We start from the raw sequence: 26,159 nt of genomic DNA on the forward strand, positions 1-26,159 counted from the left end.
GGGGTGGGATGCTCTCGTAGTGGCAGTCCGGGTGCAACCGGCTGATGGTTGAAGACGTCCCTTACCCCAGCGCCTTTCTTCTTCGAAAGACGCATCCACACCATACAAGGTTGAGGACGGGGCAGTCCGGAGCGAAGGCTCCGGACCGCAATCGTAGCCCCGCGCACCCAAGCCCCCGCTGCGGCGGGCGTCTTAAGAACCCCGCTCGATGCCAGCCCAAACACCGCCAGCCCAAAAAAACTTCACGGCAACGCTTCAGGCACGCCAAGCTCCACGGCCAACTTCGTCAACCCATCCCAGATCCGGCTATCAAATTCCACCGAATCCGCATTGACCGCCCGATTCCGGGCTTCGTATTCACCCGGATACTGCACCGACTCAACCCCAGGCTGCGGCTTGCACGCATGCAGGTAGTCGATGAACGCGCCGACTTCCATCGACCGCCAGTCAGTATTGAAGTCCACCTGCGGATCGAGCAGCAGCGCGAACATGTTGTTGGTCGCCACCCCGATGCGAGGATGTTCAGGCTGGATCGTGCCGCCGCCGGACAGCACACCCGCGAGCAGTTCGGCCACCAGTCCCAGCGCATAGCCCTTGTGGCCGCCGAAGGGCAGCAGGGCGCCAGGCGGATCGGTAAAGAGCGCACCCGGGTCAGTCGTCGGATTGCCCTCTGCATCGATCAGCGACCCTGCCGGCGCCTGTTCACCCTTGGCAGCCAGCACGCGCGCCTTGTTCACCGCGATCGAGCTGGTCGCCATGTCCACAATGAACGGCGGGCGGCCGCCAGGCAACGGGCCCGCGAAGCACAGCGGATTCGTGGTCAGGCACGCTTGCGCGCCGCCGAACGGGGCGACGGTGGGCGAGCGGTTGATCACGTTGGTGAAGGCCAGCAGGATCAGCCCCTTGGCCGCCACCATTTCACCGAAATGGCCCATGCGGCCAAGGTGATGGCTGTGGCGCAGGGTCAGAATGCACTGGCCGTGTTCCTGCGTGCGCTCGATCGCCTTTTCGATGACGACCTTGCCCACGTATTGACCCAGTCCGTGGTGGCCATCGTAGGCCAGCATGGCGCCGCGGTCGTTGAGGAGTTCGGGGCGGCCGTCGGGCTGAGCCAGGCCCTCGGACAGCACGCGGCGGTAATTCGTCAGGATCGACAGGCCGTGGCTCGTGTAGCCGACGCGGTCGGATTCCACAAGATGCTCGGCCACGTCGCGGGCGATGTCTTCCGGCACGCCTTGTGCCATCAGCACCCGGCGGCCGTATTCGTTGGCTTGGGCTAGCGTGATTTTCATGACGACTCCTTACAGCCAGCCCAGCCAGCGCCAGTAAGTCATGCCCATCAGCAGCATCAAGAGGTAGCCGACGATGGTCACGATGATGCCGACCTTGGCGAACTGCTTGGCGTTGAATGTCTCGGTGCCCAGGCACACCATGTTCTGCGGTGCGTTGATGGGCAGGATGAAGCCGTAGCTGACCACGAAGCCAAGCAGCATCGTCATGCCCAGGCGGCTGAAGTCGCCCGGCAGCGTTGCCAGCACCGAGATCAGGATGGGCAGCATGGCCGAGGTCAGCGCGGTGGCGCTGGCAAAGCCCAGGTGGATGACGATCAGGAAGGCCGCCAGGATGGCGAAGATGGCGAGCGGGCCAAGATGGTCCAGGCCGGTGTGCAGCACCACCTGGTTGCCCAGCCACTGTCCTGCCTGCGTCGTGAGCAGCGCCGTGCCCAGGCTGATACCCACGCCGAACACGATCACCGTGCCCCATGGAATACGCGATTGCACGTCTTTCCACGTCATCACGCCAAAGCGCGGCAGCATCAGCAGCACGAGGCCGAAGTAGGTGGTCGAGGTGGTGTCGAACTTGTGCAGCTTGCCTTCGGTGGACCAGAACAGCAGCAGCATGACCGACACGGCCATCAGGCGCTTTTGCGCACCGGTCATGGGACCCAGGTCGAGCAGCGATTTCTCGACGGCCTCCTTGCCGCCGGCGATGCTGTTGCTTTCAGGCGGCAGCAGCTTGAGCACGATGACGATCAGCACGGCCGACATGATCAACGACCAGGGGGCGCCGGCGATCAGCCAGTCCGACCACGCCACTCGTTCGCCCAGCATCTTTTCCATGAAGCCGACCGTCAGCAGGTTCTGCGCGGCGGCGGTCTGGATGCCGACGTTCCAGATGCTGGTGGCCTGGGCCACGATGATCATGATGCCGGCCGCGATGTTCGAGCGCTTGTCCACGCCGAAGGCAGCGATGACGCCCATCATGATCGGCACCACGGCGGCGCTGCGCGCGGTGGCGCTGGGCACGACCAGGCTCAGCACGATCGTCACGGCGATACATCCGATGAGGATGCGGCGCGTGCTGGTGCCCACCTTGGACAGTGTTACCAGCGCGATGCGCCGGTCCAGTCCGGTGAATGTCATGGCGGCGGCAATGAACAAGGCGCCGGTGACGAGCGCCAGCGCCGAGTTCGCAAAGCCCGTCAGCGCCATGCTGATGGCGGCGGACGTGCCGTAGAGAACGTTGGGGTCTTTGATGGTGGGCGCGGTGCCCAGAAGGAAAGCCATCAGCGTCGTGATCATGATGGCGCTGGCTTCGTACGACACGGCTTCGGTGATCCACACGACCACGGCGAACGCCAGGATTGCCAGCATGCGGTGGCCTGCAACGGGCAGGTCTGCGGGCAGGGGCATCATTAAAACGCCGATCATCACGAGGATGCCGGCGATGAGCCCGATTGGAATTTTGGTTTTCTTGGGGGCTTGCGAGGCGGGGACTGCGGTTTCCGCGGCCATATCCTTCTCCGGTTGAGGTCAAACTGACGAAACACCGCCCGCGAGCACGGGGTCAATCAAATCGGTGTGTCGACGCTACAGGATGATCGTGACGGCATTGTGGAAAACCCGTATTGATGAACATCAAGAAGGTGGAGAACAGCGCTTGTGGAAAACTCGTCCTGGGCATTATGCTCGTCGCCCCCCGCGCGGGGCAAGCATGCGAGTGTTGCATCGGCGCGAACCAATCGGATCACGATGCGTGCGGCCGACCCGCGAAAAGAGCCGGGATTGGTACGTGAAATGGCGCTAATGCGGGCGCATCAGCCCAAGGCCAGACGCAGCTGTTCGTCCAGATGCAGCGTGGGCGTGACGCGCCATCCACTTTGCGCGTAGCGCAGCCAGCGGCCCAGCACCAGATGCGTCAGCAGGCTGGCATGCGCGGCAACGTTGGCTTCCTGCGGCAGGCCGCCGTCGGTGATGGCGATGCGCAGCGATTGCTTCAACGACGCCTCTATGCGGTCGTTGATGTGGTTGATACGTTCCTGCAGCCGGTTGTCTTCCGTGACCAGTGCATCGCCGGTCAGCACGCGGGTCATGCCCTTGTTGCGCTCCGAGAACGTCAGCAGCATGGAGACCGTCTTGTGGGCTTGAGGCAATCCGTAGGGCTCGGCGGTGGCGATCTGGTTCACCAGCGTGAAGATGCTGGTTTCGATGAACTCGATCAGTCCTTCGAACATCTGCGCCTTGCTTGCGAAGTGCCGGTAGAGGGCGGCTTCGGAGACCTCCAGACGCGCGGCCAGAGCGGCCGTGGTGATGCGGGACGCGTGCGGCTGTTCCAGCATTTCGGCCAGAGTCTGCAGAATCTGGGTCTTGCGCTCGCCGGGTTTGCTCGCCATGGGAGGGACTGCTTCGCGCAGGATGACGGGTGGAGGGGATGCTGCGAGCCGTCAGCCCCGCAGGGGGCGTCGGCGTAACAATAAATCACTGACGCAGTTTACCCGCAAGTCGACGTAGGCCGGGCGGTGCGAGCGTCCGCGGCCGAAGGGCGTGCCGGGGTGATACACGTGGACCGTCTTCAGGCCGGCCAGCCGGGCGCCCCGCAGGTTGGCCAGCGTGTCTTCGACCAGCACGGCGCGGTGGGCGGGAACGCCTTCGCGCGCCAGCACGTAGCGCAGCAGCGCCGCGGAGGGCTTGGGCCGGAACTCGCCATGCAACCGCATGTGCTCGATGGCCCACAGGCTGTCGAACTGGCGCAGGATGCCCAGATGCGACAGGACGGACCGCGCATAGTGCAGCGGCGCGTTGGTCAGCAGGACCTTGCGCCCGGGCAGGCGGCGCAGCTTGTAGGCAAGCGCCTTTTCCGAGCGCATCAACGGCGCGACGTCGAAGTCGTGGCTGCGATGCAGGAATTCGTGGGCATCCACGCCGTGGTGGCGCACCATGCCGATCATGGTCGCGCCGTAGCGTTTCCAGTACTGCTTGCGCACGAGGTTGGCGGCATCCACGTCCACGTTTAGCGCCTCGGCCACCGCCATCGTCATGCCGTGGTCGATCTTGGAGAAGATGGCGTGCGAGGTGTCGTGGAGCGTATTGTCCAGATCGAACAGCCACAGGCGCTCGGGCGCGCCTGTGGCAATCCCGCGGGAGCGGCGCATCCGCACCGCGGGCCGCAGCAACTGGCGTCGCACTTGCATCATGACGCTCGCGCGGCGCGCCGTGCTGCGGGGGTGTGCGTCATCAGTGCGAGCTGATCATCGTGCCGACGCCCTGGTCGGTCAGGATTTCAAGCAGCAGGCAGTGCGGCACGCGGCCGTCGACGATGTGCACCGAATTGACGCCGTTCTTGGCGGCGTCCAGCGCGGACGAGATCTTGGGCAGCATGCCGCCGGAGATCGTGCCATCGGCAAAGAGCTCGTCGATGGTCTGGGCCGACAGGCTGCGCAGCAGCTTGCCGCCCTTGTCCAGCACGCCCGGGGTGTTGGTCAGCATGAGCAGCTTTTCGGCGCCCAGCACTTCGGCCATCTTGCCGGCGACGACGTCGGCATTGATGTTGTAGGCCGTGCCGTCCTCGCCATAGCCGATGGGCGAAATGACGGGGATGAACTGGTCGTCCTGCAGCGCCTTCACGACGGCAGGCTCGACCATCGTGATGTCGCCGACGAAACCGATGTCGATGGGCTCGGACGGGTTGTCCTTGTTGGCCATCAGCTTCTTCTGGGCCTGGATCAGACCACCGTCCTTGCCGGTCAGGCCGACGGCCTTGCCGCCGACCTCGTTGATCATCATGACGATGTCCTGCTGGACCTGGCCGCCCAGCACCCATTCCACGACTTCCATGGTCTCGGCGTCGGTGACGCGCATGCCCTGGATGAAGGTGCCTTGCTTGCCGATGCGGCGCAGGGCGTCATCGATCTGCGGACCACCACCGTGGACCACCACCGGGTTCAGACCCACCAGCTTGAGCAGCACGACATCGTGCGCGAAGCTGCGCTGCAATCGCTCTTCCGTCATGGCGTTGCCGCCGTACTTGACCACGATGGTCTTGCCGTGAAATCGTCGGATATACGGCAGAGCCTCGGACAGCACGGCGGCTTTGACGGCGGGAGACGAAACGGCAGCAGGGTCGGGGGTGTCGGTCATGGCAGCTAAGTCGGCAGATAAATAACAAAAAAGTTGATGGGCGTTAAAAAAATGCCTGCACAAGAACGCGGTTGGAACGCGCCTAGCGCAAGCATACGACGGATTGTAGTCCCCACAGGTTTCTTATGCTGCAAACCCATGTCCATATGCCCGACAAATAACCGGCATTCAGGTAAATTGGGGGCGTTTTCACAACGGCACGCCCCGCAAAAGGGGGCCTGCCCGAACCTGCGGGACATCGATCCCGGTTTTCACCATAAAAGAGGCAACACATGCGTTTGAACTTTGTCCGTTCCGCCCTGGCGGCGTCGGTCCTCCTGGTTGCCGCCAACGCGGCCCACGCCGAAAAGGTGGTCGTGGGCGCCACGCAGGTGCCGCACGCCGAGATCCTGGAAGTGGTCAAGCCCAAGCTGGCCAAGGAAGGCGTGGAGCTCGACATCAAGGTGTTCAGCGACTACGTGCAGCCCAACCTGCAACTGGCGGACAAGCAACTGGACGCCAACTTCTTCCAGCACAAGCCGTACCTGGAAAGCTTCAACAAGGATCGCAAGGCAACGCTCGTGCCGGTGGCGCTGGTCCACGTCGAGCCCTTCGGCGGCTATTCCAAGAAGATCAAGAGCCTGTCCGACCTGAAGGACGGCGCCACGGTCGCCATCCCCAATGACCCGTCCAACGGCGGCCGCGCCCTGGTGCTGCTGCAGAAGCAGGGCGTCATCAAACTCAAGGATCCGGCCAACATCCTGGCGACCGCCGCCGATGTCGTCGAGAACCCCAAGAAGTTGAAGTTCCGCGAACTCGAAGCCGCCATGCTGCCGCGCGCGCTGGACGACGTGGACCTGGCGCTCATCAACACCAACTACGCGCTGGAAGCCGGTCTGGTGCCGACCAAGGATGCCCTGTTCATCGAAGGCGCCGATTCGCCGTACGCCAACGTGCTGGTCACCCGCAGCGACAACAAGGACGCGCCCGGCATCGAGAAGCTGGTCGACGCGCTGCACTCGCCGGAGGTCAAGACCTTCATCCAGGAAAAGTACAAGGGCGCAGTGGTTCCCGCCTTCTGATTTTGACGCACCTGTCGCGGGCAGTCTGAACCGCCCGCGCCCGTCAGGATCAGCCCGCCGCATTGCCGAAAAGCCGCCCGTTGACCCCGGGCGGCTTTTTGCATGAAGACAGTCTAAGCGGGACGCGCGCCCAAAAAAAATCGCCCGCTTGCAGCGGGCGATTTCTTGGGGCTGCGCCGATGCGGCGGATCAGCCGGCGGCCAGGGCCTTTTCGACGGTGGCGTGGAACTCGGCCTTGTCGTATTCGCCCAGGTAACGCTTGATGATATGTCCCTCTTTGTCGATGAGAAACGCCGTGGGCGTCAGGCGGATGTCGCCGAAGGCGCGCGCGATCTCGCCCTTGGTGTCCAGCGCGACCGGGAACGGCAGCTTGCGGGTTTCGGCGAAGTTGAGCACGAAGTTTGGCGGGTCGTAGTTCATGGCGACCGCGATGGCTTCATATCCCTTGTCCGCGTACTCGTTGTAGGCGGAGATGGTGTCGGGCATCTGCTTCACGCAGGTCACACAGCTGGTTGCCCAGAATTTGACCAGCACGACCTTGCCGCGCAGGTCCTGCATGGAGAAGGTCTTGCCTTCCAGCGTGGTGAAGGTGACGTCGGGGGCGGTCTGGGCCGGGCGCATGGCAAACCAGGCGCCGATGCCGACCGCCACGAGAACTGCGAGGGCTACGATGGCTTTTTTCATTTGATGGGCATTGCTTCAACGCCGCTGCTCGTGCCGCCGGTGCCAGCCGCGTTGTCGGTGGCCGGACCGGTTCCGGTTTCGATGGGCGCCTTGCTTTCGGTGGTGGCGGGTTTGGAGCCGCTGCCAGACAGACGGATGGCTTCTTCGCGGCTGATGATTTCAAAGAGCTTGACGACTTTGGTCACGCCGCCGACGTCGGCGGTGGCATTGGCGGCGTATTCGCCTTCGACCTGGGTGACTTTGCCCATCAGGTAGACGACGCCGCGATCGGTGGTGACCGCGATGGTGCCCGAGGGCACGTACTTGGTGTTGAGCAGCGCGGTCTTGACCTTGGAGGTCAGCCAGGTGTCGTTGGAGCGCTGGCCGAACGAGGCGATGGGGCCGACGTTGAGCTGGTTGATGACCTGCTTCACGTTTTCGACGCTTTGCGCGATGGCCGTGGCCTGGTTCTTGGCTTCTTCGGAGGGCACGTCGCCGGTCAGCAGCAGGTGGCCGCCGTAGGCCATGGCGTTGACGCGGGCCGTGTCGCCCAGCTTCTGGGCGATCTGGCTCTGCGCCTTGAACGCCATGTTCTGGTCTTCGAGCTGGACGCCGGACGTGCGGCGGTCGGTGACCACGACCGCCGTGGTGGCGGCGGCCCCGCCCACGATCAAGGGCGCGCAGGCCGTCAGCGAAAGCGCCGCGGTCGATAGCGCGGCGGCAAGCATCAGCGGGCGGACTGCGGGTCTGACGTCAAGAATCATTCGGTGTCTCCAAGCAGAAGAGCGTCGATGCCGTCGCACAGCGCGTGCAGCAGCAGAATATGGACTTCCTGGATGCGCATGGTGCGATCGCTGGGAACACATAGATGGACGTCCATCGGGGTAATGAGTTCCCCCATGACGCCGCCGCCCTTGCCGGTCAGGGCCAGCACGTGCATCTCGCGCGCGCTGGCGGCTTCCATGGCGCGGACCACGTTGGGCGAATTGCCGCTGGTCGAGATGGCCACGAGCACGTCGCCGGCCTGTCCGAAGGCGTTGACCTGCCGCTCGTAGATTTCGTCAAAGCCGTAGTCGTTGCCGACTGCCGTGAGAATCGAGGTGTCGGTGTTGAGCGCAATGCCCGCGAGCGGCAGGCGTTCGCGTTCGAAGCGGCCCACCAGTTCCGCGATGAAATGCTGCGCGTCGGCAGCCGAGCCGCCATTGCCGCAAGCCAGAATCTTGCCGTTGTTCGCCAGGGCGCCGAACAGCACGTCCACGGCCACGGCCAGCGGTTCGGCCAGGACGTTCATGCTTTGTTCGTGAGCGGCCATGGCGTCGCGAAAGTGCGACGTCATACGAGAGGTCATATCCATGGGCGCGATTATCTCACGGGGCCGGGCCGCGGTTCTGTCCATGCGCAACGTGGGCGAGGGGGGATGTCACGCCAGACTTGCCGGGTCATGGCAGCCAGAATGCGCCGCGCAGCCAGGCGGGGTCGCCGCTGTCGAAAACCACGGCGTCGAAGCGGGCGGGCGGGACCAGGCCGCCCCAGTGCCGGCGGGCCAGCTCGGGCAGCCAATACGCCGCCGCGCGGGCAAGGCGCGTCTGCTTTTCGGGGCCGATGCTGGCGGCGGCGCCGCCGAAGCGGCTGGCGGCGCGCGCCCGGACCTCGACGAAGACCAGCGTGTCGCCCTCGCGCATGACGAGGTCGATTTCCCCGGCGCGGCAGGCCAGGTTGCGCGCCAGCAGCCTCAGACCCTGGGCCGCCAGCAGGCGCAACGCCGCCGCTTCATGATGGTCGCCGCGCCGCTGGGTGGGCGAGCGGCGCGGGGGCGGGCGGTCGGCAGGCGTGCGCCCGGTGCGCCGCCGGCGTTTTGCGGCGCGGCGGCGTGCCGCCAGGGCAAGTTCGCAGGCCAGGCGCAGGGTGTCGTCCGTCATGGGATTCCGAAAGCAGCGGGCATAGGCGGCTACACTGACATGGTTTTTCGTGTCAGCAGGCAGCAATGAATCAAAACGTCTCACCTCCCATTGCCGGCGATGCCTGGTCCCGCGTGTCGGAACGCGTGGCGGGCCAGCATTGGCCCGCCTCGACGCTGTATGTCGTGGCCACGCCCATCGGCAATCTCGGCGATCTGGGCCTGCGCGCCTGGCACGCCCTGCAACGGGCTGACGTGATCGCTGCCGAGGACACGCGCGCCAGCCGCACGCTGCTGGACGCCTGGGGCGTCAGCACGCCGCTCATGGCGGCGCATCGCCACAACGAGGCCGCCGCGGCGCAAGCCATTTGCGAGCGACTGGCGCAAGGCCAGCGCGTGGCCTTGGTGTCCGATGCCGGCGCGCCCGCAGTCAGCGACCCCGGCGCCCGCGTGGTCCGCGCCGTGCGCGCCGCCGGCTATGCGGTGGTGCCTGTACCCGGCCCCAGCGCCGTGATCGCCGCCCTGATGGGCAGCGGCGTCACCACGGACGAGAATCCTGCCTACGCCTTCGCGGGCTTTGCGCCGTCCAAGGCGGTGGCCCGGCAGCGCTGGCTGCGCCAATGGTGCGCGTTGCCCGCGCCCGTCGTGATGTTCGAATCGCCGCACCGGCTGGCGGCCACCGTTGCGGACCTGCTCGAGGTCTGCGGGCCGGAACGTGAACTGACCGTCGCGCGCGAACTGACCAAACGCTTCGAAGAGATCGGCACCGTCAAGCTGGGCGAGGCCGCGGCATGGCTGGCCGCCGATGCGCATCGCGAGCAGGGCGAGTTCGTGCTGATCGTCCATGCCGAGGCGGACGCGCCTGAGTCTGACGACGTCGATCCCGCCCACGACGTCCTGCTGGACGCCTTGCTGGAGTCGCTGTCCGTGCGCGACGCCGCGCGGGTCGCGGCCAAAGTCACCGGCCAGCCGCGCGACGTGCTCTACAACCGGGCCCTGACCCGCAAGAAGGGGCAGGAGTAAGCCATGGTGTATTCGACCGTCGTGTCCAACAAGCCTGCCGATCCGCAAGAGCGGCTGACCTATCGCGACATGCCCACGCCGCTCGGTGATCTGCGCCTGGTGGCCAGCCCGAAGGGATTGCGCGGCGCGTGGTTCACCGATCAGGCGCTACTGCCGCCGCCGGATGGATGGACGCTGACCGACAGCGATCCGTTCCTGGAGCAGGCGCGGCGCGAGCTTGACGAATGGTTTGCTGGCGAGCGCCGCCTGTTCGACGTGACGCTCGACCCGGTGGGGACGACCTTTCAGCACCAGGTCTGGCATGCGCTGTGCGCGCTGGAATTCGGCACGCTCACCAGCTACGGCGAACTGGCCCGCACGGTGAACCGGCCCAAGGGCGCGCAGGCAGTCGGCGGCGCGGTCGGCCGCAATCCCATCAGCATCATCATTCCGTGTCACCGCGTGATCGGCGCGGACACCTCGCTGACGGGCTTTGGCGGTGGATTGCCGCGCAAGCAGGCGCTGCTGGCGCATGAAGGCAACCGCTATGTGAGCCGCAGCGCGCACGCGCGCCGGGTGTGCGACGGGCAGGCAGAGCTGCCCTGGTAGCCGTCGTTCCGCTTACTGCGACGCGATCGTCGGCAGGATGCCGATCCGGTCGGACACCAGCGGCACGGCATTGAGCGCGCTTTGGCGATCGGGATACGGACCGATCCGCACGCGGTACAGATTATTGGCCTGTTCCACCGACGCCGGCGGCGCGCCTTCGGCGCCGAGCTGCGTATTGATGCGGCTGACCAGTGACTGCGCATTGCCGGGCTGACTGAACGCGCCCACCTGCAGGTAGACGCTGCCCGTGGCGGCGCCGACAGCCGGACGCATCGGGGCGGGGCTGGGCGCGGCAGGCGCCAGGGGCTCGGGCGCCAACGCCACGGGGGTGGACGTCACCGGCGCCATGACCGGCGTGGAGCCCGTGGCCGAATCCGGTTCCGGCGCGGGGGCTGCAGGCGCGCCTTGCGAGGCCAGACGACGGATCTCTTCGGCCTGGATGGCTTCCACGACCACTTGTCCGCTGCCCGGGCCGATGATGCCCAGCTTGTAGGCCGCGACGTAGGACAAGTCCATGATGCGGTCGCTATGGAAAGGGCCGCGGTCGTTCACCCGCACGATGATCGTCTTGCCGTTGACCATGCTGGTCACCCGCGCGTAGCTGGGGATCGGCAGCGTCGTGTGCGCGGCGGTCATGGCATACATGTCGTAGGTCTCGCCGATCGACGTGGAGTTGCCATGGAATTTCTTGCCGTACCACGAGGCGATGCCGCGCTTCTTGTAGGCCTGGCCGCTGGTGTCGGGTACGTAGCGCTGGCCGAATACGACGTAAGGCCGGTTCGCGCCGCTGGCGTAGGGTTCCAGCTTGGGCACCGCGTCGGGGATCTGGTCCAGGTTCGACGGCGGATTGGCGTCCGGCCCGTCGTCCTTGTAGTAGCCGCCCTTCTTGCGTCCGCCGCTGGTGGAGCAGCCTGCCACGGCGATCGCCAGCAGCAGCATGAAAAGGAAATGAAGCGGGCGGGAAAGCGTCATGCGGTTTCGTCGGGCAGTTGCGTGCGGTGGCGCACCAGCAGCGGGTCGTGGTCGGCAAAGCGCAGCGCCAGTTGCTCCACGATATACACCGAGCGGTGCTGGCCGCCGGTGCAGCCGATGGCCACGGTCAGATAGTTGCGGGTGTCCTGCGTGTACAGCGGCAGCCAGCGTTTCAGGAAGCCTGCGATGTCGTCGATCATCAGGCCCACTTGCTCGTACCCGGCGAGCCACGTGGCCACGGGTTCGTCGCGGCCGGTCAGCGGACGCAGGTTGCGGTCGTAATGGGGATTGGGCAAGCAGCGCACATCGAACACCAGGTCCGCATCCCCCGGCACGCCGCGCTTGTAGGCGAAGGATTCGAACGTCAGCACCAGCGGCGCGCGGTCCGCCTTGATCAAGTCGCGGATCCAGGCACGAAGCTGGCCGGGCGTCAGTTCTGACGTGTCGATGACGTGTTCCTGCTCGCGCAGCGGCGCCAGCAGCTCTCTTTCCAGCGCAATGCATTCGGTCAGCGACGGCGCCGTGCCGCCGCGTTGCAGGCGGTCGGTCAGCGGATGACGCCGGCGCGATTCGGAATAGCGCTGCACCAGGGTGGCCGTATTGGCATCCAGGAAGACCACGCGCAGGCTGGTGCCCATGGCGCGCAGCGCAGTGACCACGTCGGGCAGTTCGGCCAGTTCACCCGGTGAGCGCACGTCGATTGCGACGGCGACGCGTTCCATGCCGTCATCGCGCGCCTGCGCAATGAACTCGGTCAGGAAACGGACGGGAAGATTGTCGACACAGGTGTAGCTCGCGTCCTCGAGCATGCGCAGCGCGACGGATTTGCCGGAACCGGAAATGCCGGTGACGAGGACGACTTTCAACATGGACATGATTGTGGCACGCTTTTCCAGGACGATGCCGGCGGGATAGCATCTGATATGGCCATAAACTCAGGATCTGCGCCTGTTCCCCGCTGCATGCCCTGACGTAAGCTAGGGGCCGCAGACGCCGCAGTTCCATCGCAGTTCCACTTTTACGCGCCCCGCCATCACGATTCGGGGGGTTGGAATTTGACCTAGATGTTAGCCCTCATTTCCTCTTGTAGTGTTTCACTGCCGCGGTTTTGGGCCTTCCGCAGCGCTTTGGCGGCTGCGGCTGTTGTGTTTATGTCCGCGCCGACGCTGGCGCAGCAGACGGCGCCGCCGACGCTGCAGCCCGACACCATGGCGGCCCGGGTCGCGGCCTGTACCGCCTGTCACGGCGCACAGGGCAGGGCGGGCGCCGACGGCTACTATCCGCGGCTGGCCGGCAAGCCGCAGGACTACCTCTATCACCAGCTTCTGAACTTTCGCGACGGGCGGCGGCAGTACCGGCCCATGACGCACCTGCTGGCCGGCCTGTCCGACGACTACCTACGCGAGATGGCCGCGTACTTTTCCGAGCAGCATGTGCCGTATCCGGCGCCTGTTCGTGCGGATGTGTCCGCCGCCACGCTGGAGGCCGGTCGCCGGCTTGCCAAGGAGGGCGATGCGGCGCGCGGTCTGCCGGCCTGTGCGTCCTGTCACGGCGCGGCCCTGTCCGGCATGTTGCCCGCGATCCCCGGCCTGCTGGGTCTGCCGCGCGACTACATCGGCGCGCAGATCGGCGGCTGGAAGAACGGCCTGCGCCGCGCCGCCGCGCCGGATTGCATGGCCGACATCTCCCACAAGCTCACCCCCAACGACATCGGCGCCCTGGCGGCGTGGCTGTCGTCGCAGCCCGTCGTCGAGCCCTACGTGCCCGACGCCGCGAATTCAGTCCGGCTCCCCGCGGAATGCGGCAGCCAGGCGCAACGCTGAACGGGGCCGCGAATGACGCTGATGAAAAGAATCCTGGTTGTTCTGCTGCTGGTGGTCGTGGTGGCCGCAGGCACGTTGTATTGGCTCGGCACGCGTGACGATGCCAGCACCGGCCCCGCCGTGGCGGCGGCCGACGGCGCGGCGCAGATCGAGCGTGGCCGCTACCTGGCGCTGGCTGGCAACTGCATGGCCTGCCACACCAGCCGAGGGGGCAAGGCGTTTGCCGGCGGCACCCCTGTACCCACGCCGTTCGGCACGGTGTACGGCCCGAACATCACGCCCGACGCGGAGACCGGCATTGGCGCCTGGACGGCCGACGACTTCTGGCAGGCGCTGCACAACGGCAAGTCGAAGGACGGCACGCTGCTGTATCCGGCGTTCCCCTACACCGAATACACGCGCGTCACGCGCAGCGATTCGGATGCGCTGTATGCCTATCTGCGCAGCATTTCGCCCGTCAGGCAGGCCAACCGACCGCCCGAGATGGCCTTTCCGTACGACCAGCGGATGCTGCTGGCGGCATGGCGCGCGCTGTATTTCAAGCCGGGAGTGCAAGAAGCCGATCCCGGTCAATCGGTCCAATGGAATCGCGGCCGCTATCTGGTCGAAGGGCTGGGCCATTGCGCGGCCTGCCACACGCCCCGCAACAGCCTGGGCGCCACGCGCAGCGGCGACGCGCTGGCCGGTGGCGTGATTCCCGTGCTGGACTGGTACGCGCCGCCGCTGACGAACGACATGCAGACCGGCATGGGGCGCTGGTCGGCGCAGGACATCGCCACGCTGCTCAAGACCGGCATCGCGGCGCATTCGACCGTCAGCGGGCCGATGGCGGAAGTCGTGCTGGGCAGCACGCAGCACCTGACAGAGGATGACGCGCTGGCCATCGGCGTGTATCTGAAGTCGCTGCCCGCCACGCCGCCCGCATCCGATGCGCGTGCCGCCGCGCCTGCGCCCGCGGCCATGGAGCTGGGCGGCAAGCTGTACAGCCAGCAATGCGCGCAATGCCACCAGGCCCACGGCAAGGGCAGCGGCACGGCGTGGCCCGCGCTGGCCGGCAATCCAACGGTGACTGCGCCGTCGCCAGTCAACGCCATCCGCATGGTGCTGGACGGCGGGTACGCCCCCGCCACGGCTGCAAACCCGCGTCCTCACGGCATGCCGCCATTTGGCCAGGTGCTGAACGACAACGACATTGCGATGCTCGTGACGTACATCCGCAATAGCTGGGGCAACGAGGCGGGAGGGGTCAGCGCGCTGGAGGTCAAGCGCGCGCGGGCGTCATCGACGTTGAATTAGCGCTGATGAAGGCCGCGGGCGGATGTCCCGCGCGCGGCCGGACAGGCGCGCTAGCGTGCGGCGGTCGCCGCGCGGCAGGCTTCGTGCGCCAGATCGCCCAGCGTGCGGATCGCGGCCTCGATGCCGGCTTCCCAGGGATGCCCGTAATTCAGGCGCAGCGCGCTGCCAAACTGGCCGCTGGCCGAGAAGATCGGGCCAGGCGCCACGCTGATGCCGCGCGCCAGCGCCTGGCGGTGCAGCGACAACGCATCCACGGCGGCGGGCAATTCCAGCCACAGGAAGAATCCGCCCTGTGGCCGCGTCACGCGCGTGCCGGCGGGAAAGGCCTGTGCGATGGCGTCGGCCATGCGCTCCTGCTGCGCCTGCAAGGTCTGGCGCAGGCGACGCAGGTGGCGGTCGTAGCCACCCTGTTCCAGGTATTCGGCAATCGCGCCCTGTGCGGGGCCCGATGCCGACAGCGTCGATGACAATTTCAGGCGTTGCACCTGTTGGGCGTAGCGTCCGGCGCTGGCCCATCCGATGCGATAGCCGGGCGCCAGGCATTTTGAAAACGACGAGCAATGCAGCACCAGTCCGCGCGTGTCGTACGCCTTTGCGGGCACGGGCCGCGTCGTGCCGAAGTACAGCTCGCCATAGACGTCGTCTTCGATCAGCGGAATGTCGTGCCGCGCAAGCAGTTCGACCAGTTGCCGCTTTCGGTCGTCGGGCATCAGGCAGCCCAGCGGGTTCTGGAATTGCGTCATCAGCCAGCAGGCGCGCGGTGCGTGACGCAGGATGGCAGCCTGCATCGCGTCCAGGTCGATGCCGGTGCGCGGATGCGTAGGGACTTCCAGCGCTTTCAGGCCAAGTCGTTCCAGCGCCTGCAGCGCACCGTAGAAGGTGGGCGCCTCGACCATGACGGTGTCGCCCGGCTGCGTGACCGCTTGCAGGCAGAGGTTCAACGCCTCCAGGGCGCCGTTGGTGACGACGATATCGGTGGCGGGCAGGTTGATGCCGCCGATCAGGTAGCGCAGCGCGATCTGCCGGCGCAGGCGCGGATTGCCGGGCGCCAGGTCTTCGACGGTGTCGCGCGGATCCTGGCGCTTCAGATGCGCGGCCATGGCCTGCGCCAATCGCGGCAACGGAAACAGAAGCGGAGAGGGGAAGGCCGAACCGAGCGGCGTGACGTCACGATTGCGCACCGAGCCGAGGATGTCGAAGATCCGCTCGCTGATCGCCAGTTCGGTGGATTCACCGTCGGGACACGAGGCGCCCGGTTCGGGCGGCAGCGATTCGGCGGGGGCGTTGACGTAGTAGCCCGAGCGCGGCTGCGCGCGAATCAGGCCGCGCGCTTCTAGCAGGTAATACGCCTGAAAGACGGTGGAAGGGCTGACGCCGCGCGCGGCGCACGCGTCGCGCACCGAAGGCAGCTTGTCGCCGGCCCGCAGGACGCCGCTTGCGATCGACGCGGCGATCTCGTCGGCCAGGGTTTCGTAAAGGCTCACGATGCCGCAGGGCGACGTTGCGGGCTCATTTGCTGCTTTGGAGGATCGCCATGGCCTGGCGTTCCATGAACTCGCCCAGCGTGTCGATGCCGCGCAGTTTGAGGATCGTGTTGCGCACCGCCGCCTCGACCAGCACGGCCAGGTTGCGGCCCGCGGCCACCTGCAGCATCACCTTGCGCACGGGCAGTCCCAGCATGTCCTGCGTGATGTCCTGCAGCGGCAGGCGCTCGAACTTGTCCTGCGCCGTGGCGCGCACCAGGTGCACGATGAGCTTGAGCCGCATCTTGCGGCGCACCGACGTTTCGCCAAAGATCGTGCGGATGTCGAGCAGACCCAGGCCGCGGACTTCGAGCAGGTTCTGCAGCAGTTGCGGACAGTGGCCTTCGATCATGTTGGGCGCGGTGCGCGAGAACTCGACCGCGTCATCGGCCACCAGCCCGTGGCCGCGCGAAATCAGTTCAAGGGCGAGTTCGCTCTTGCCCAGACCCGATTCGCCGGTGATCAGCACGCCCAGTCCCAACACGTCCAGGAACACGCCGTGCACCGTGGTAGTGGGCGCGAGCTTCTTGCCGAGATAGATGCGCAACAGGTCGATGAGCTGCGCGGCGGCCACCGGCGTGGACAGCAGCGGCACCTGGTGCTGGTCGCACTGGTCGACCAGATCTTGCGGCGGCGTCAGGCCATCGGCCAGCAGAATCGCCGGCACGCCACCGATCAGCAGCTCGTCCATGTGGTGCATGCGGCGGCGCAGGTCGAAGCGCGTGTAGTACGCCAGCTCTTCCTGGCCGAACACCTGGATGCGCGACGGGTGGATCAGGTTCAAGTGGCCGACGAGGTCGGCGGCTGCCATGCCGTCGTCCGGAATCGCGCGGTCTGCGGCGCCCTGGCCCGAGATCCAGTTAAAGGGGATTTTGTCGGCGTTGTCGTCGACGAGTTCCTGCACCGTGAGCATGGCAGCGATTCCGCGTGGGATCAGAGTTGGCCGGTCGTGAGCATTTTGTGGACGATGGCCGGATCGGGCTCGGTGGCCAGGGCCTCGCGCAATGCTTTGTTGGACATCAGCTGGGCGAGTTCGGCCAGGATGTCCAGGTGCTGCTGCGTGGCGTTTTCAGGCACCAGCAGGCACAGCAGCATCGACACGGGCTGTCCGTCGGGCGCGTCGAAGGTGATGGGCTGAGCAAGACGGATGAACGCCGCCAGTGCCTGCTCCAGACCTTTCACACGGCCATGCGGTACGGCCACGCCCTGACCCAGGGCGGTAGACCCCAGGCGCTCACGGGCAAAAAGGCTGTCGAACACGAGGGCGCGTGCCAAGCCGTTGTTGTTTTCAAAAAGCAGACCGGCCTGTTCGAACGCACGTTTCTTGCTCGTGGCGAGCATATCGAGCACGACGTTGCCGGCGGGGAGGATGCGCGACAAATGATTCATCAGGGCATTATAGGGTTATATGACGCACTGCAACAATCAACCGATCCGGGCCTCGGTAGACCGAGATGCCAGCCGGACCACAAGAGCGACAGCATAGTCTGATCGCGATACCTTGTGGACATTCCTGGGCCTCGGAGGGTTCCCGCAGAGGCACGTATCGGACAAAGCCAGGGAAAACGCGAAGAGGCCGTCAGGCGGCAGCGGATGAAACAAGAGGGATTGGGTAGTGCAGGAGGGGAGTTTGCCGATGCCCCGGCTGGACGCAAGGTCTAGCGGGACACCGGGACTTAGGCAGGATCCGGGGATCGCTGTACTGCTAGTCGCTCAGGTGAGCGGTCATGAAGCGCGTTACTGCTGGGGTGGCGAGAGTGTCGCCGCTTGCCGCTTCACGGACTCTGCTGAATGACTCCTTACCTTGTCCTTGTGCTTGATGACCTGACGGTCGACTTTGTCAGCAAGAAGGTCTATGGCTGCATAGAGGTTTTCATCGGTTGCTTCACAATGAATGTCCTTGCCGCTCAGACGCATGGTGATTTCGGCTCTATGCCGCAGGGGCTCTACTGAGAGCATGACCTGGGTATCGATGACGTGATCGAAATGCCGCAGCACTCGCGCCAGTTTGTTCATGACATATTCCCGGATGGCCGGGGTGACGTCGAGGTGACGACCGCAGATGCTCAGGTTCATAGTGTGCTCTCCTTCTAAAAGAGGAAAAAATTGCGCAAAAGGCGCGGTGGGGTCGTAGGCGTTCTCCTTCAATAAGCAGGGTTCGTTTAGCTCTAGTGTATAGACTCGGGCCGATAAAACAAGCTGACCTACCGCAACTTCATGGCATTTTTATGGCTGAGCCCGAGGGCGTATGGCGGTCTATTTTTATGCGTTACGGGGTCTTTCAGGCAGTGGTTACATACGGAAGTGTTCGCCCAGGTACACCCGGCGAACGGCGGGGTCGCCCACGATTTCGTCGGGGTGGCCGTCGGTCAGCACCTTGCCTTCGCTGATGATGTAGGCGCGGTCGCAGATGCCCAGGGTTTCGCGCACGTTGTGGTCGGTGATCAGCACCCCGATCCCCCGGCCCTTCAGGAAGCGCACGATGCGCTGGATTTCGATGACCGCAATGGGATCCACGCCCGCGAACGGTTCGTCCAGCAGGATGAAACGCGGACTGGTGGCCAGCGCGCGCGCGATTTCCACGCGGCGGCGTTCACCGCCCGACAGCGAGATGGCGGCGTTGCTGCGGATGTGCCCGATCTGCAGTTCTTCGAGCAGCGATTCCATCTGTTCGTTGATCTTGGGGGTCGACAGCGGACGGCCATCCGCACCCACTTGCAGTTCAAGCACCGCGCGGATGTTCTGCTCCACCGTCAGGCGGCGGAACACGGAGGCGTCCTGCGGCAGGTACGACAGGCCCATGCGCGCGCGCTTGTGGATGGGCATCGCGGTGATGACGGAGCCGTCGATTTCAATGCGGCCGGCGTCCGCCGGCACCAGGCCGACGATCATGTAGAAGCTGGTGGTCTTGCCGGCGCCATTGGGGCCCAGCAGGCCGACGACTTCGCCGCTGACCACGGACAGGGACACGTCCTGCACGACGGTGCGGCCGTTGTAGGTCTTGCGCAGTCCGGTTGCGCGCAGGCTGCCCTGCTTGACGCCCGAAGGGGCGGAGGTCACGGGGGTCGGCACTGAAGGTTGATTCATCGTGGCTGCGATTGGTGTTGCGGGAGAAGCGCTTCAGCGCCCTTTCTTGGCTGCCTGCTGCTTGCGGCATTCGGCGACGGCGGCGTCCAGCTTGGCGCGCGGTTCGGCCAAGGAACGCACGCGTCCACCGGCCGCGGCGGAGTTCGGGCCGCCTTGCGCTTCGTAAGTGCCGGACTTCTCGTTGTAGCGTACCCGTTCGCCGCGAATGGTATCGAACGGTTTCCCACAGACGTAGCGGGTCACGATGGCCTGGCCGATCAGGTCGAACGTGCTATTGGTACCGTCGTATTCGGCGCGCAGGCCCTTGCCTTCGATGAGTTCGAAGTTTTCGGGGCGCTCCTGGCGGATGGTGACGACCTTGCCCTTGTTGGCCGTGGCCGTGCCGTACTGGTTGCCCTTGGCATCCTCGTTCATCTGCAAGGTGTCGGAGGTCAGCGTCATCAAGCCGCGCGTCATGTTGACGTTGCCGGTGAATACGCTTTGTTTCTTCACGTCGTCGTAGTGCAGCGTGTCCGACAGGATCAGCGTGCTGGGCTCTTCGGCCGGCGCGGCCGCTTTCGGTTCCGCCGCGTGGGCCGGCGCAAGCGCGCAGGCCGTCAACAGCACGGCGCCCATCAGGCGGGTCGTCGGGGCGAGGAGGGTCCGAAGGTCGGTCATGGTTTTTTCTGGTCAGTGTTGTTGGCTGGAATTTCGGTGCGGCGTTGCTGTCTGCCTTCCGAACCGGCAATTTCCACGTCGGTCGATGCCGAAACCTGCAATTGGCGAGTCTTGTTGTTGTAGTGCATGCCCGTGCCCTGCATGCGCGAGCGGCCCTTCAGGACCGTGGCAGGCAGGTCGGTGAAGACCACGTCTTCATCGGGCAGGATGATGAGTTGCTGGCTGCGCACGTCCAGCATGTCGTTCTCGGGGTCGGGCTGCCGCAGCACATGGGCGTCGCCTTGCATGACGATGCGCTTGCCGCCTTGTTCCATCACGGCCGTCTTGGACACCGCCACCGTGATCGGATTGGTCTCGCGCTGGCCCACGGCGCGGGGCGCCGTGACGTGATACGAGTCGTCGTCGGGGAAGTGTTCCATGTACTCGCCTTCCAGGCGGTTGATGGGCTTGCCCGTGGGATCTGTGCGCAACATCACGAAATTGCGCGACCACGCATCCATTTCATGGGTGACGCGGCGCGGCGGGTCCACCTGGATGGCGCGTTGCGCGTAATCGGCCGCCCACCACGAACTGGTGACCAGCACCAGCAGCAGGAACAGCGCGATCAGTGAGGGAAAGCGTTCTTTCATCGGGTGCGCCGCGAGGGCGTATTCGTTACGGGCGGAATCACTGGATTGCCCCGGGGCCAAGCAGGCCCGGCGCAGCCAGGAAGGCGCCCAGGCGGCCTTGCGAGGCCAACAGGAGATCGCAGCATTCGCGCACGGCCCCGCTTCCGCCGGGCAGGGTCGAAACCCAATGCGCGGCCTGGCTGACGTAGCCGGGGGCGTTGGGCACGCTGGCGGCAAAGCCCGCGCGCTGCAAGGCCGGCAGGTCGATGATGTCATCGCCCATGTAGCCGGTTTGATTCAGTTGGACACCGCAGCGCTGTGCAAGTTCGGTCAGGGCGGTGCCCTTGTCGCGTACGCCCTGGATGACTTCGGCGATACCGAGTTCGGCCGCGCGGCGCGCGACGATGGGGCCGGAACGGCCCGTGATCAGCGCGACTTTCAGTCCGCCTTCCATCAGCAGCCGCAGCCCGTGGCCGTCCAGCGCGTGGAAGCGCTTTTGCAGTTCGCCGCCTTCGCCGTAATAGAGGCTGCCGTCGGTCAGCACGCCGTCCACGTCGAAGACCATCAGGCGCACAGCCGCGGCGCGTTCGCGCACGATGGCGGGGATACGGGCAAGCACCAGCGCTTCGGCTGGGTGATTCAGGGAAGCAGAGAGGTTCATAGTCATACCACTTTAGCGGCCATCAGATCGTGCATGTGCAATGCGCCGACCAGCGCGCCGTCATTGTCCATCACCAGCATGTGATTGAGCCGTTGTTCGTCCATCTGCCGGGCGGCCTCGACGGCCAGCGCCTCGGGATTGATGCTGCGTGGCGATCGCGTCATCCCGGCCTCGACGGTCAGGCTGCGGATGTCGCCGTGCCGCGCGATGAGACGGCGCAAGTCGCCGTCGGTAAAGATGCCCAGCGGGCGGTGCTGCGTGTCGGTCACGACCGTCATGCCCATGCCCTTGGCCGACATGACCTCCAGGGCCTGCGACACCGAGGTGCCCGCCGTGACGATGGGCAGGGCCGTTCCCTCGCGCATGACGTCGCGCACATGGGTGAGCAGCCGGCGGCCCAGCGCGCCGCCCGGATGCGAGCGGGCAAAATCCTGCGGCCCGAATCCGCGCGCTTCCAAGCAGGCGACGGCCAGGGCGTCGCCCAGTGCCAGCGCGGCCGTGGTGCTGGCGGTGGGCGCCAGGTTCAGCGGGCAGGCCTCTTGCGCCACGCTGGCATCCAGGTGGATGTCGGCCTGGCGGGCCAGTTCGGATTGCGGGTTGCCGGTGATCGCCACCAGGCCGGCGCCCATGCGGCGCACCACGGGGAGGATGGTCAGCAGTTCCTCGCCCGAGCCCGAATAGGAAATGGCGATGAGGACGTCGTCGCGGGTGATCATGCCCAGGTCGCCATGGACGGCCTCGGCGGCATGCACGAAGAAGGCAGGCGTGCCGGTCGAGGCCAGCGTTGCGGCGATCTTGCGGGCAATGTGTCCCGTTTTTCCGATGCCGCTGACGACCACTCGGCCGCGGCAGGCGAGCAGCAGGTCGACGACCCGCGTGAAGCTGTCATCCAGCCGGGCGGACAGGTCCAGCAGGCCCTGGCTTTCGATCTGTAGCGTTCTGCGCGCGGATGCCAGCGCGGTGCCGGACGATGAGGTGGGATGGTCGGTCATGGGCGGATTTTAATCGCAGTATGCTAGTTTGCCCCGCGCAGGGGCGTATGGCATGCTGGCGAGTCTTTCAACGGCTTTCAAACTTTCCTTCCAGGCCCGCTCCATGTCCAGCATTTCCAGTCCCGTCCTTGGCACGCCACTGTCCCCCTTGGCCACCCGCGTCATGCTGCTGGGTTCCGGTGAGCTGGGCAAAGAGGTCATCATCGCCCTGCAGCGTCTGGGCGTCGAAGTCATTGCGGTGGATCGGTATGCGGACGCCCCGGGCCATCAGGTGGCGCACCGGGCGCATGTGGTCTCGATGACAGACCCGCAAGCCCTGCGGCAGGTCATCGAGCAGGAGCAGCCGCACGTTATTGTCCCCGAAATCGAGGCCATTGCCACCAGCCTGCTGGTGGAACTGGAAGCGGCCGGCGTGGCGCGCGTTACCCCGACGGCCCGCGCGGCCCAGCTCACCATGAATCGCGAGGGTATCCGCCGCCTGGCGGCCGAGACCCTGGGTTTGCCGACCTCGCCGTACAGCTTCGTCGACACCGAGGAAGAACTGCGCCAGGCCATCGACGGCGGCATCGGCTATCCGTGCGTCATCAAGCCGGTCATGTCGTCCTCGGGCAAGGGCCAGTCGGTCATCAAGAGCGCCGACGACGTCGCTTCCGCCTGGCGCTATGCCCAGGAAGGGGGCCGGGTCGGGGGCGGCCGCGCCATCGTCGAGGGGTTCATCCGCTTCGACTACGAAATTACGCTTCTGACCGTGCGTGCCCGCGGCGCCGACGGCCAGGTCGAGACCCGGTACTGCGAGCCCATCGGCCACAAGCAGGTCGACGGCGACTACGTCGAAAGCTGGCAGCCGCACCCCATGTCGCCCGCAGCGCTGCAGCGCGCTCGCGACATCGCATTGGCCGTTACGTCGGAGCTGGGCGGCCTGGGTATCTTCGGCGTCGAGCTCTTCGTGGCGGGCGATCAGGTCTGGTTCTCGGAAGTCAGTCCGCGTCCGCACGACACCGGCATGGTCACCATGATTACGCAGGTGCAGAACGAATTCGAACTGCACGCCCGCGCGCTCCTGGGGCTGCCTGTCGACCCCAGCCTGCGCCAGCCGGGCGCCAGCAGCGTCATCTATGGCGGCGTGGAAGCCAAGGCCGTGACTTTCCACGGCGTGGCCGAGGCGCTGGCCGAGCCCGGCACGGACATCCGACTCTTTGGCAAGCCTGAATCCTTCGTCAAGCGCCGCATGGGCGTGGGGCTGGCCGTGGCCGAGGACGTTGCCGCCGCCCGCGCCAAGGCCAAGCGCGTGTCGGCCGCCGTGACCGTCAAGGCCGGCTGACCGCGCTGAACCAACGCCGCTGAGGGGATAGCGCCCGCCGTTCCCGCCGCTTTTTCCCCCGAAGTAAGCCACCCGCCACCCGGCCGGTGGCTTTTTTGTTGTCCGCCGCCACCCGCCAGGTGTTGTATGGCTGTCACGTTCGGCGGCTAATTTGCCCTGCGTGTCCTCTGAATGACGTTCGTTTGCGCCCTTGCCCCTGCGGCAAGTGTGGTTTGCGCTTTCTCATCGTTTGTTCGATAATTTCAGAAATTTCTGAAATCAACGTAACTGCATATGTCGTGCAGCGCGTCGTTGTGTTACCGGCTGATCCTCATGGCGCTTTCGCCCCAAATTGAACGTTTTGTCCTGCACTTCGGTGAAATGGGCAGCCGCTGGGGCGTGAATCGCACGGTCGGCCAGATCTACGCCCTGCTTTTTCTCGCGCCGCAGCCGCTCAATGCCGACGACATCGCCGAAGCCCTGGGCTTTTCGCGCTCGAACGTCAGCCTGGGCCTGAAAGAGCTGCAGTCCTGGCGCCTGGTCAAGCTGATCCATCAGGTGGGCGACCGCCGCGACTACTTCGAGACGCCCAAGGACGTCTGGGAAATCTTCCGCATCCTCATGGAAGAGAAGCGCAAGCGCGAAGTCGATCCCACCCTCACGCTCCTGCGCGACACGCTGCTGGAGTCGCCGTCCGGCGCGGACGAGGCTTACGCGCAACAACGAATGACCGAAATGCTGGAGCTCATCGAACTATCCACGGGGTGGTTCGATGAGGTTCAACGGCTGCCGCCCGAAACCCTCCAAAGCCTCATGAAACTTGGTTCCAAGGTGCAGAAGGTGTTGGGATTCGCCGGCAAATTGCGGGGCAAGGGCTGATCCGTCACGCCTCGATTTTTCAGGAAACCTCTATGAAGTTGTTATGCAACGCCCCTAATATGGCGCGTCAGACGGCCTGGGAACCATGCCGGTTGCCGCAGCGCGTCGACGCCTTGGGAGCAGCCTCATGATTGATCTCGATGTCGTGAACCTCTCGCGGTTCCAGTTCGCCGCGACTGCGCTCTACCATTTCATCTTTGTCCCGCTCACGCTTGGCCTGTCGTTCATTCTGGCCATCATGGAAAGCGTGTATGTCATGACCGGACGCGCCATCTGGAAAAAGATGACGATGTTCTGGGGCACGCTGTTCGGCATCAACTTCGCGCTTGGCGTAGCCACCGGCGTGGTGATGGAGTTCCAGTTCGGCATGAACTGGTCCTACTACAGCCACTACGTCGGCGACATCTTCGGCGCGCCGCTGGCGCTTGAAGGGCTGATGGCGTTCTTCCTGGAAGCCACCTTCGTCGGCCTGTTCTTCTTCGGCTGGAACCGCATGTCCAAGGTCAGCCACCTGGCCGTGACCTGGCTGGTTGCCTTCGGCACCAACTTCTCGGCCCTGTGGATCCTGATCGCCAACGGCTGGATGCAGAATCCGGTCGGCGCGATCTTCAACCCCGACACGATGCGCATGGAAATGACCGACTTCGCCGCGGTCATCTTCAACCCGGTCGCGCAAGCCAAGTTCGTGCACACCGTCAGCGCCGGCTACGTGGCGGGCGCCATGTTCGTCATGTCGATCAGCGCCTGGTATCTGCTGCGCGGCCGTCATATTGATCTGGCCAAGCGCTCGATGGCGGTGGCGGCCAGCTTCGGTCTGGCCGGCGCCCTGTCGGTGGTCGTGCTGGGTGACGAAAGCGGCTACCTCACCACCGAACACCAGAAGATGAAGATCGCGGCCATGGAGTCCATGTGGCACACCGAGCCCGCGCCTGCGTCGTTCAACCTGTTCGCCATCCCGAACCAGGCCGAGCGCCGCAACGATTTCGCGATCGAGATTCCCTACGTCATGGGCATCATCGGCACGCGGTCGCTGACCACGCCGCTGCTGGGGATCAACGACCTGATCCTGCGCGCCGAGAATCGCATCCGCGACGGCATGGTGGCGTACGAGGCCCTGCAGAAGATCCGCGCCAATCCCAAGGACGTCGATGCCCGCATGGTGTTCGACAAGACCTGGCCGGACCTGGGCTACGCGCTGCTCGTCAAGCGTCACCAGCCCGACATCAGCAAGGTCACCGAGGCCGACATCAAGCAGGCCGCGATCGATACCGTGCCGACCGTGGCGCCGCTGTTCTGGGCGTTCCGCATCATGGTCGCGGTGGGCATGTACCTGATCGTGTTCTTCGGCGTCGCGTTCTGGCTTGCCTCGCGCGGCCGTCTGGACAAGCGTCCGGCGCTGCTCAAGGTGGCGTTGTGGAGTCTGCCGCTGCCGTGGGTCGCCATCGAGAGCGGCTGGTTCGTCGCGGAATACGGCCGCCAGCCCTGGGTGATCGAAGGCGTGCTGCCGACCTATTACGCGGCATCGGGCCTGACGATGACCGACCTCGTCATCAGCCTGTCGATCTTCCTGGTGCTGTACACGATCCTGCTCATCATCGGCGTGAAGGTCATGCTGCATGCCATCAAGGCCGGACCGAAATCCGACGGGCCGGCGCCGGGTGATGCCGCCGCCGATCCGGTCCACGCCGCCGTGCGCGCGTAAGGGGAGAAAC

General features: G+C 65.4%; 28 protein-coding genes. 8 read left to right on the top strand and 20 right to left on the bottom strand.

Going from position 1 to position 26,159, the window contains the following annotated elements:
- Positions 1-242 precede the first annotated feature (242 nt).
- From HV681_RS04820 to argB, 5 genes are all read right to left on the bottom strand, one after another.
- Positions 243-1,292, bottom strand: a complete 1,050-nt coding sequence (locus HV681_RS04820; protein WP_175122022.1) for an Ldh family oxidoreductase — start codon at positions 1,290-1,292, stop codon at positions 243-245.
- Positions 1,293-1,301: 9 nt separating this feature from the next.
- On the bottom strand, positions 1,302-2,795 hold the full coding sequence (locus HV681_RS04825; protein ID WP_175122023.1) for a DASS family sodium-coupled anion symporter: 1,494 nt from the start codon (positions 2,793-2,795) through the stop codon (positions 1,302-1,304).
- Between the two features lie 302 nt (positions 2,796-3,097).
- On the bottom strand, positions 3,098-3,673 hold the full coding sequence (gene slmA / locus HV681_RS04830; RefSeq protein WP_056560305.1) for a nucleoid occlusion factor SlmA: 576 nt from the start codon (positions 3,671-3,673) through the stop codon (positions 3,098-3,100).
- Between the two features lie 51 nt (positions 3,674-3,724).
- Entirely contained in the window at positions 3,725-4,471 is a 747-nt protein-coding gene (locus HV681_RS04835) for a pyrimidine 5'-nucleotidase (RefSeq protein ID WP_175122770.1), read from the bottom strand.
- Between the two features lie 43 nt (positions 4,472-4,514).
- On the bottom strand, positions 4,515-5,417 hold the full coding sequence (gene argB / locus HV681_RS04840) for an acetylglutamate kinase (protein WP_013396740.1): 903 nt from the start codon (positions 5,415-5,417) through the stop codon (positions 4,515-4,517).
- Positions 5,418-5,689: 272 nt separating this feature from the next.
- On the opposite strand from argB, the gene HV681_RS04845 reads away from it, so the two are divergent.
- The gene (locus HV681_RS04845; RefSeq protein ID WP_175122024.1) at positions 5,690-6,478 is read left to right on the top strand and encodes a MetQ/NlpA family ABC transporter substrate-binding protein; all 789 of its coding nucleotides are present in this window, start codon (positions 5,690-5,692) and stop codon (positions 6,476-6,478) included.
- A gap of 189 nt (positions 6,479-6,667) precedes the next feature.
- Here the strand turns inward: HV681_RS04845 and HV681_RS04850 are convergent, their stop codons facing one another.
- From HV681_RS04850 to HV681_RS04865, 4 genes are all read right to left on the bottom strand, one after another.
- Positions 6,668-7,162 carry a peroxiredoxin family protein gene (locus HV681_RS04850; RefSeq protein WP_056560300.1) on the bottom strand — a complete coding sequence of 165 codons (495 nt, stop codon included), beginning with the start codon at positions 7,160-7,162 and terminating at the stop codon, positions 6,668-6,670.
- A complete protein-coding gene (locus tag HV681_RS04855) occupies positions 7,159-7,905 on the bottom strand; it encodes a BON domain-containing protein (protein WP_175122025.1) in 747 nt (248 codons plus the stop codon). The genes HV681_RS04850 and HV681_RS04855 overlap by 4 nt, the downstream gene beginning before the upstream one ends.
- The gene (locus HV681_RS04860) at positions 7,902-8,495 is read right to left on the bottom strand and encodes a phosphoheptose isomerase (RefSeq protein ID WP_175122026.1); all 594 of its coding nucleotides are present in this window, start codon (positions 8,493-8,495) and stop codon (positions 7,902-7,904) included. Before HV681_RS04860 ends, HV681_RS04855 begins: the two co-directional genes overlap by 4 nt.
- 85 nt (positions 8,496-8,580) lie before the next feature.
- Positions 8,581-9,060 (bottom strand): YraN family protein, encoded by a 480-nt coding sequence (locus tag HV681_RS04865; protein ID WP_175122027.1) that lies wholly within the window; start codon positions 9,058-9,060, stop codon positions 8,581-8,583.
- 65 nt (positions 9,061-9,125) lie between these two features.
- On the opposite strand from HV681_RS04865, the gene rsmI reads away from it, so the two are divergent.
- A complete protein-coding gene (rsmI, locus tag HV681_RS04870; protein ID WP_175122028.1) occupies positions 9,126-10,061 on the top strand; it encodes a 16S rRNA (cytidine(1402)-2'-O)-methyltransferase in 936 nt (311 codons plus the stop codon).
- Positions 10,062-10,064: 3 nt separating this feature from the next.
- Positions 10,065-10,649 (top strand): methylated-DNA--[protein]-cysteine S-methyltransferase, encoded by a 585-nt coding sequence (locus HV681_RS04875; protein WP_175122029.1) that lies wholly within the window; start codon positions 10,065-10,067, stop codon positions 10,647-10,649.
- A 12-nt stretch (positions 10,650-10,661) separates the two neighbouring features.
- On the opposite strand, the gene HV681_RS04880 is transcribed toward HV681_RS04875, so the two are convergent.
- Positions 10,662-11,621 carry a septal ring lytic transglycosylase RlpA family protein gene (locus tag HV681_RS04880; protein ID WP_175122030.1) on the bottom strand — a complete coding sequence of 320 codons (960 nt, stop codon included), beginning with the start codon at positions 11,619-11,621 and terminating at the stop codon, positions 10,662-10,664.
- Positions 11,618-12,490 (bottom strand): RNase adapter RapZ, encoded by an 873-nt coding sequence (gene rapZ / locus HV681_RS04885; RefSeq protein ID WP_175122771.1) that lies wholly within the window; start codon positions 12,488-12,490, stop codon positions 11,618-11,620. The genes HV681_RS04880 and rapZ overlap by 4 nt, the downstream gene beginning before the upstream one ends.
- Before the next feature lie 195 nt (positions 12,491-12,685).
- On the opposite strand from rapZ, the gene HV681_RS04890 reads away from it, so the two are divergent.
- Together HV681_RS04890 and HV681_RS04895 are read left to right on the top strand one after the other, a co-directional pair.
- Complete coding sequence (locus tag HV681_RS04890; protein WP_175122031.1) at positions 12,686-13,444, top strand: c-type cytochrome; 759 nt, start codon at positions 12,686-12,688, stop codon at positions 13,442-13,444.
- A gap of 12 nt (positions 13,445-13,456) precedes the next feature.
- Positions 13,457-14,740, top strand: coding sequence for a c-type cytochrome (locus HV681_RS04895; protein ID WP_175122032.1), 1,284 nt, complete (start codon positions 13,457-13,459; stop codon positions 14,738-14,740).
- A 50-nt stretch (positions 14,741-14,790) separates the two neighbouring features.
- Here the strand turns inward: HV681_RS04895 and HV681_RS04900 are convergent, their stop codons facing one another.
- From HV681_RS04900 to HV681_RS04940, 9 genes are all read right to left on the bottom strand, one after another.
- Entirely contained in the window at positions 14,791-16,224 is a 1,434-nt protein-coding gene (locus HV681_RS04900; protein ID WP_175122033.1) for an aminotransferase-like domain-containing protein, read from the bottom strand.
- Positions 16,225-16,249: 25 nt separating this feature from the next.
- Positions 16,250-17,176: an HPr(Ser) kinase/phosphatase gene (gene hprK, locus HV681_RS04905; RefSeq protein WP_006216298.1), complete on the bottom strand. Its 927-nt coding sequence runs from the start codon at positions 17,174-17,176 to the stop codon at positions 16,250-16,252.
- 20 nt (positions 17,177-17,196) lie between these two features.
- Positions 17,197-17,652, bottom strand: coding sequence for a PTS sugar transporter subunit IIA (locus HV681_RS04910; protein WP_175122034.1), 456 nt, complete (start codon positions 17,650-17,652; stop codon positions 17,197-17,199).
- Between the two features lie 348 nt (positions 17,653-18,000).
- Positions 18,001-18,339, bottom strand: a complete 339-nt coding sequence (hpf, locus tag HV681_RS04915; protein WP_056319592.1) for a ribosome hibernation-promoting factor, HPF/YfiA family — start codon at positions 18,337-18,339, stop codon at positions 18,001-18,003.
- A gap of 216 nt (positions 18,340-18,555) precedes the next feature.
- Complete coding sequence (lptB, locus tag HV681_RS04920; RefSeq protein ID WP_169271627.1) at positions 18,556-19,350, bottom strand: LPS export ABC transporter ATP-binding protein; 795 nt, start codon at positions 19,348-19,350, stop codon at positions 18,556-18,558.
- Positions 19,351-19,383: 33 nt separating this feature from the next.
- Positions 19,384-20,007 carry a lipopolysaccharide transport periplasmic protein LptA gene (gene lptA / locus HV681_RS04925; protein ID WP_175122035.1) on the bottom strand — a complete coding sequence of 208 codons (624 nt, stop codon included), beginning with the start codon at positions 20,005-20,007 and terminating at the stop codon, positions 19,384-19,386.
- A complete protein-coding gene (gene lptC / locus HV681_RS04930; protein WP_175122036.1) occupies positions 20,004-20,636 on the bottom strand; it encodes an LPS export ABC transporter periplasmic protein LptC in 633 nt (210 codons plus the stop codon). The genes lptA and lptC overlap by 4 nt, the downstream gene beginning before the upstream one ends.
- 37 nt (positions 20,637-20,673) lie before the next feature.
- Positions 20,674-21,282 (bottom strand): KdsC family phosphatase, encoded by a 609-nt coding sequence (locus HV681_RS04935; protein ID WP_175122037.1) that lies wholly within the window; start codon positions 21,280-21,282, stop codon positions 20,674-20,676.
- On the bottom strand, positions 21,279-22,268 hold the full coding sequence (locus HV681_RS04940) for a KpsF/GutQ family sugar-phosphate isomerase (RefSeq protein ID WP_175122038.1): 990 nt from the start codon (positions 22,266-22,268) through the stop codon (positions 21,279-21,281). Before HV681_RS04940 ends, HV681_RS04935 begins: the two co-directional genes overlap by 4 nt.
- Before the next feature lie 103 nt (positions 22,269-22,371).
- Here HV681_RS04940 and purT point away from each other — a divergent pair, with 103 nt between their 5' ends.
- From purT to HV681_RS04955, 3 genes are all read left to right on the top strand, one after another.
- Positions 22,372-23,589 carry a formate-dependent phosphoribosylglycinamide formyltransferase gene (purT, locus tag HV681_RS04945; protein WP_175122039.1) on the top strand — a complete coding sequence of 406 codons (1,218 nt, stop codon included), beginning with the start codon at positions 22,372-22,374 and terminating at the stop codon, positions 23,587-23,589.
- 312 nt (positions 23,590-23,901) lie between these two features.
- The gene (locus HV681_RS04950) at positions 23,902-24,447 is read left to right on the top strand and encodes a GbsR/MarR family transcriptional regulator (RefSeq protein WP_175122040.1); all 546 of its coding nucleotides are present in this window, start codon (positions 23,902-23,904) and stop codon (positions 24,445-24,447) included.
- 127 nt (positions 24,448-24,574) lie between these two features.
- On the top strand, positions 24,575-26,149 hold the full coding sequence (locus tag HV681_RS04955) for a cytochrome ubiquinol oxidase subunit I (RefSeq protein ID WP_175122041.1): 1,575 nt from the start codon (positions 24,575-24,577) through the stop codon (positions 26,147-26,149).
- The last annotated feature ends 10 nt before the right edge of the window (positions 26,150-26,159 follow it).

Origin of the sequence: Achromobacter animicus (assembly GCF_902859585.1) — a bacterium.
In the GTDB taxonomy this organism is placed as follows: Bacteria; Pseudomonadota; Gammaproteobacteria; order Burkholderiales; family Burkholderiaceae_B; genus Achromobacter; species Achromobacter animicus.

Coding starts and splice junctions, on each gene's coding strand:
- HV681_RS04875 (WP_175122029.1), top strand. CDS start 10,065: ATGGTGTATTCGACCGTCGTGTCCAACAAGCCTGCCGATCCGCAAGAG.
- rapZ (WP_175122771.1), bottom strand. CDS start 12,490: ATGTTGAAAGTCGTCCTCGTCACCGGCATTTCCGGTTCCGGCAAATCC.
- HV681_RS04860 (WP_175122026.1), bottom strand. CDS start 8,495: ATGGATATGACCTCTCGTATGACGTCGCACTTTCGCGACGCCATGGCC.
- HV681_RS04835 (WP_175122770.1), bottom strand. CDS start 4,471: ATGCAAGTGCGACGCCAGTTGCTGCGGCCCGCGGTGCGGATGCGCCGC.
- lptC (WP_175122036.1), bottom strand. CDS start 20,636: ATGAAAGAACGCTTTCCCTCACTGATCGCGCTGTTCCTGCTGCTGGTG.
- HV681_RS04825 (WP_175122023.1), bottom strand. CDS start 2,795: ATGGCCGCGGAAACCGCAGTCCCCGCCTCGCAAGCCCCCAAGAAAACC.
- slmA (WP_056560305.1), bottom strand. CDS start 3,673: ATGGCGAGCAAACCCGGCGAGCGCAAGACCCAGATTCTGCAGACTCTG.
- lptA (WP_175122035.1), bottom strand. CDS start 20,007: ATGACCGACCTTCGGACCCTCCTCGCCCCGACGACCCGCCTGATGGGC.
- HV681_RS04910 (WP_175122034.1), bottom strand. CDS start 17,652: ATGAATCATTTGTCGCGCATCCTCCCCGCCGGCAACGTCGTGCTCGAT.
- HV681_RS04850 (WP_056560300.1), bottom strand. CDS start 7,162: ATGAAAAAAGCCATCGTAGCCCTCGCAGTTCTCGTGGCGGTCGGCATC.
- HV681_RS04940 (WP_175122038.1), bottom strand. CDS start 22,268: ATGACCGACCATCCCACCTCATCGTCCGGCACCGCGCTGGCATCCGCG.
- HV681_RS04950 (WP_175122040.1), top strand. CDS start 23,902: ATGGCGCTTTCGCCCCAAATTGAACGTTTTGTCCTGCACTTCGGTGAA.
- HV681_RS04820 (WP_175122022.1), bottom strand. CDS start 1,292: ATGAAAATCACGCTAGCCCAAGCCAACGAATACGGCCGCCGGGTGCTG.
- HV681_RS04865 (WP_175122027.1), bottom strand. CDS start 9,060: ATGACGGACGACACCCTGCGCCTGGCCTGCGAACTTGCCCTGGCGGCA.
- HV681_RS04880 (WP_175122030.1), bottom strand. CDS start 11,621: ATGACGCTTTCCCGCCCGCTTCATTTCCTTTTCATGCTGCTGCTGGCG.
- HV681_RS04895 (WP_175122032.1), top strand. CDS start 13,457: ATGACGCTGATGAAAAGAATCCTGGTTGTTCTGCTGCTGGTGGTCGTG.
- HV681_RS04955 (WP_175122041.1), top strand. CDS start 24,575: ATGATTGATCTCGATGTCGTGAACCTCTCGCGGTTCCAGTTCGCCGCG.
- argB (WP_013396740.1), bottom strand. CDS start 5,417: ATGACCGACACCCCCGACCCTGCTGCCGTTTCGTCTCCCGCCGTCAAA.
- purT (WP_175122039.1), top strand. CDS start 22,372: ATGTCCAGCATTTCCAGTCCCGTCCTTGGCACGCCACTGTCCCCCTTG.
- HV681_RS04890 (WP_175122031.1), top strand. CDS start 12,686: ATGTTAGCCCTCATTTCCTCTTGTAGTGTTTCACTGCCGCGGTTTTGG.
- lptB (WP_169271627.1), bottom strand. CDS start 19,350: ATGAATCAACCTTCAGTGCCGACCCCCGTGACCTCCGCCCCTTCGGGC.
- HV681_RS04935 (WP_175122037.1), bottom strand. CDS start 21,282: ATGACTATGAACCTCTCTGCTTCCCTGAATCACCCAGCCGAAGCGCTG.
- hprK (WP_006216298.1), bottom strand. CDS start 17,176: ATGCTCACGGTGCAGGAACTCGTCGACGACAACGCCGACAAAATCCCC.
- HV681_RS04845 (WP_175122024.1), top strand. CDS start 5,690: ATGCGTTTGAACTTTGTCCGTTCCGCCCTGGCGGCGTCGGTCCTCCTG.
- HV681_RS04855 (WP_175122025.1), bottom strand. CDS start 7,905: ATGATTCTTGACGTCAGACCCGCAGTCCGCCCGCTGATGCTTGCCGCC.
- hpf (WP_056319592.1), bottom strand. CDS start 18,339: ATGAACCTGAGCATCTGCGGTCGTCACCTCGACGTCACCCCGGCCATC.
- rsmI (WP_175122028.1), top strand. CDS start 9,126: ATGAATCAAAACGTCTCACCTCCCATTGCCGGCGATGCCTGGTCCCGC.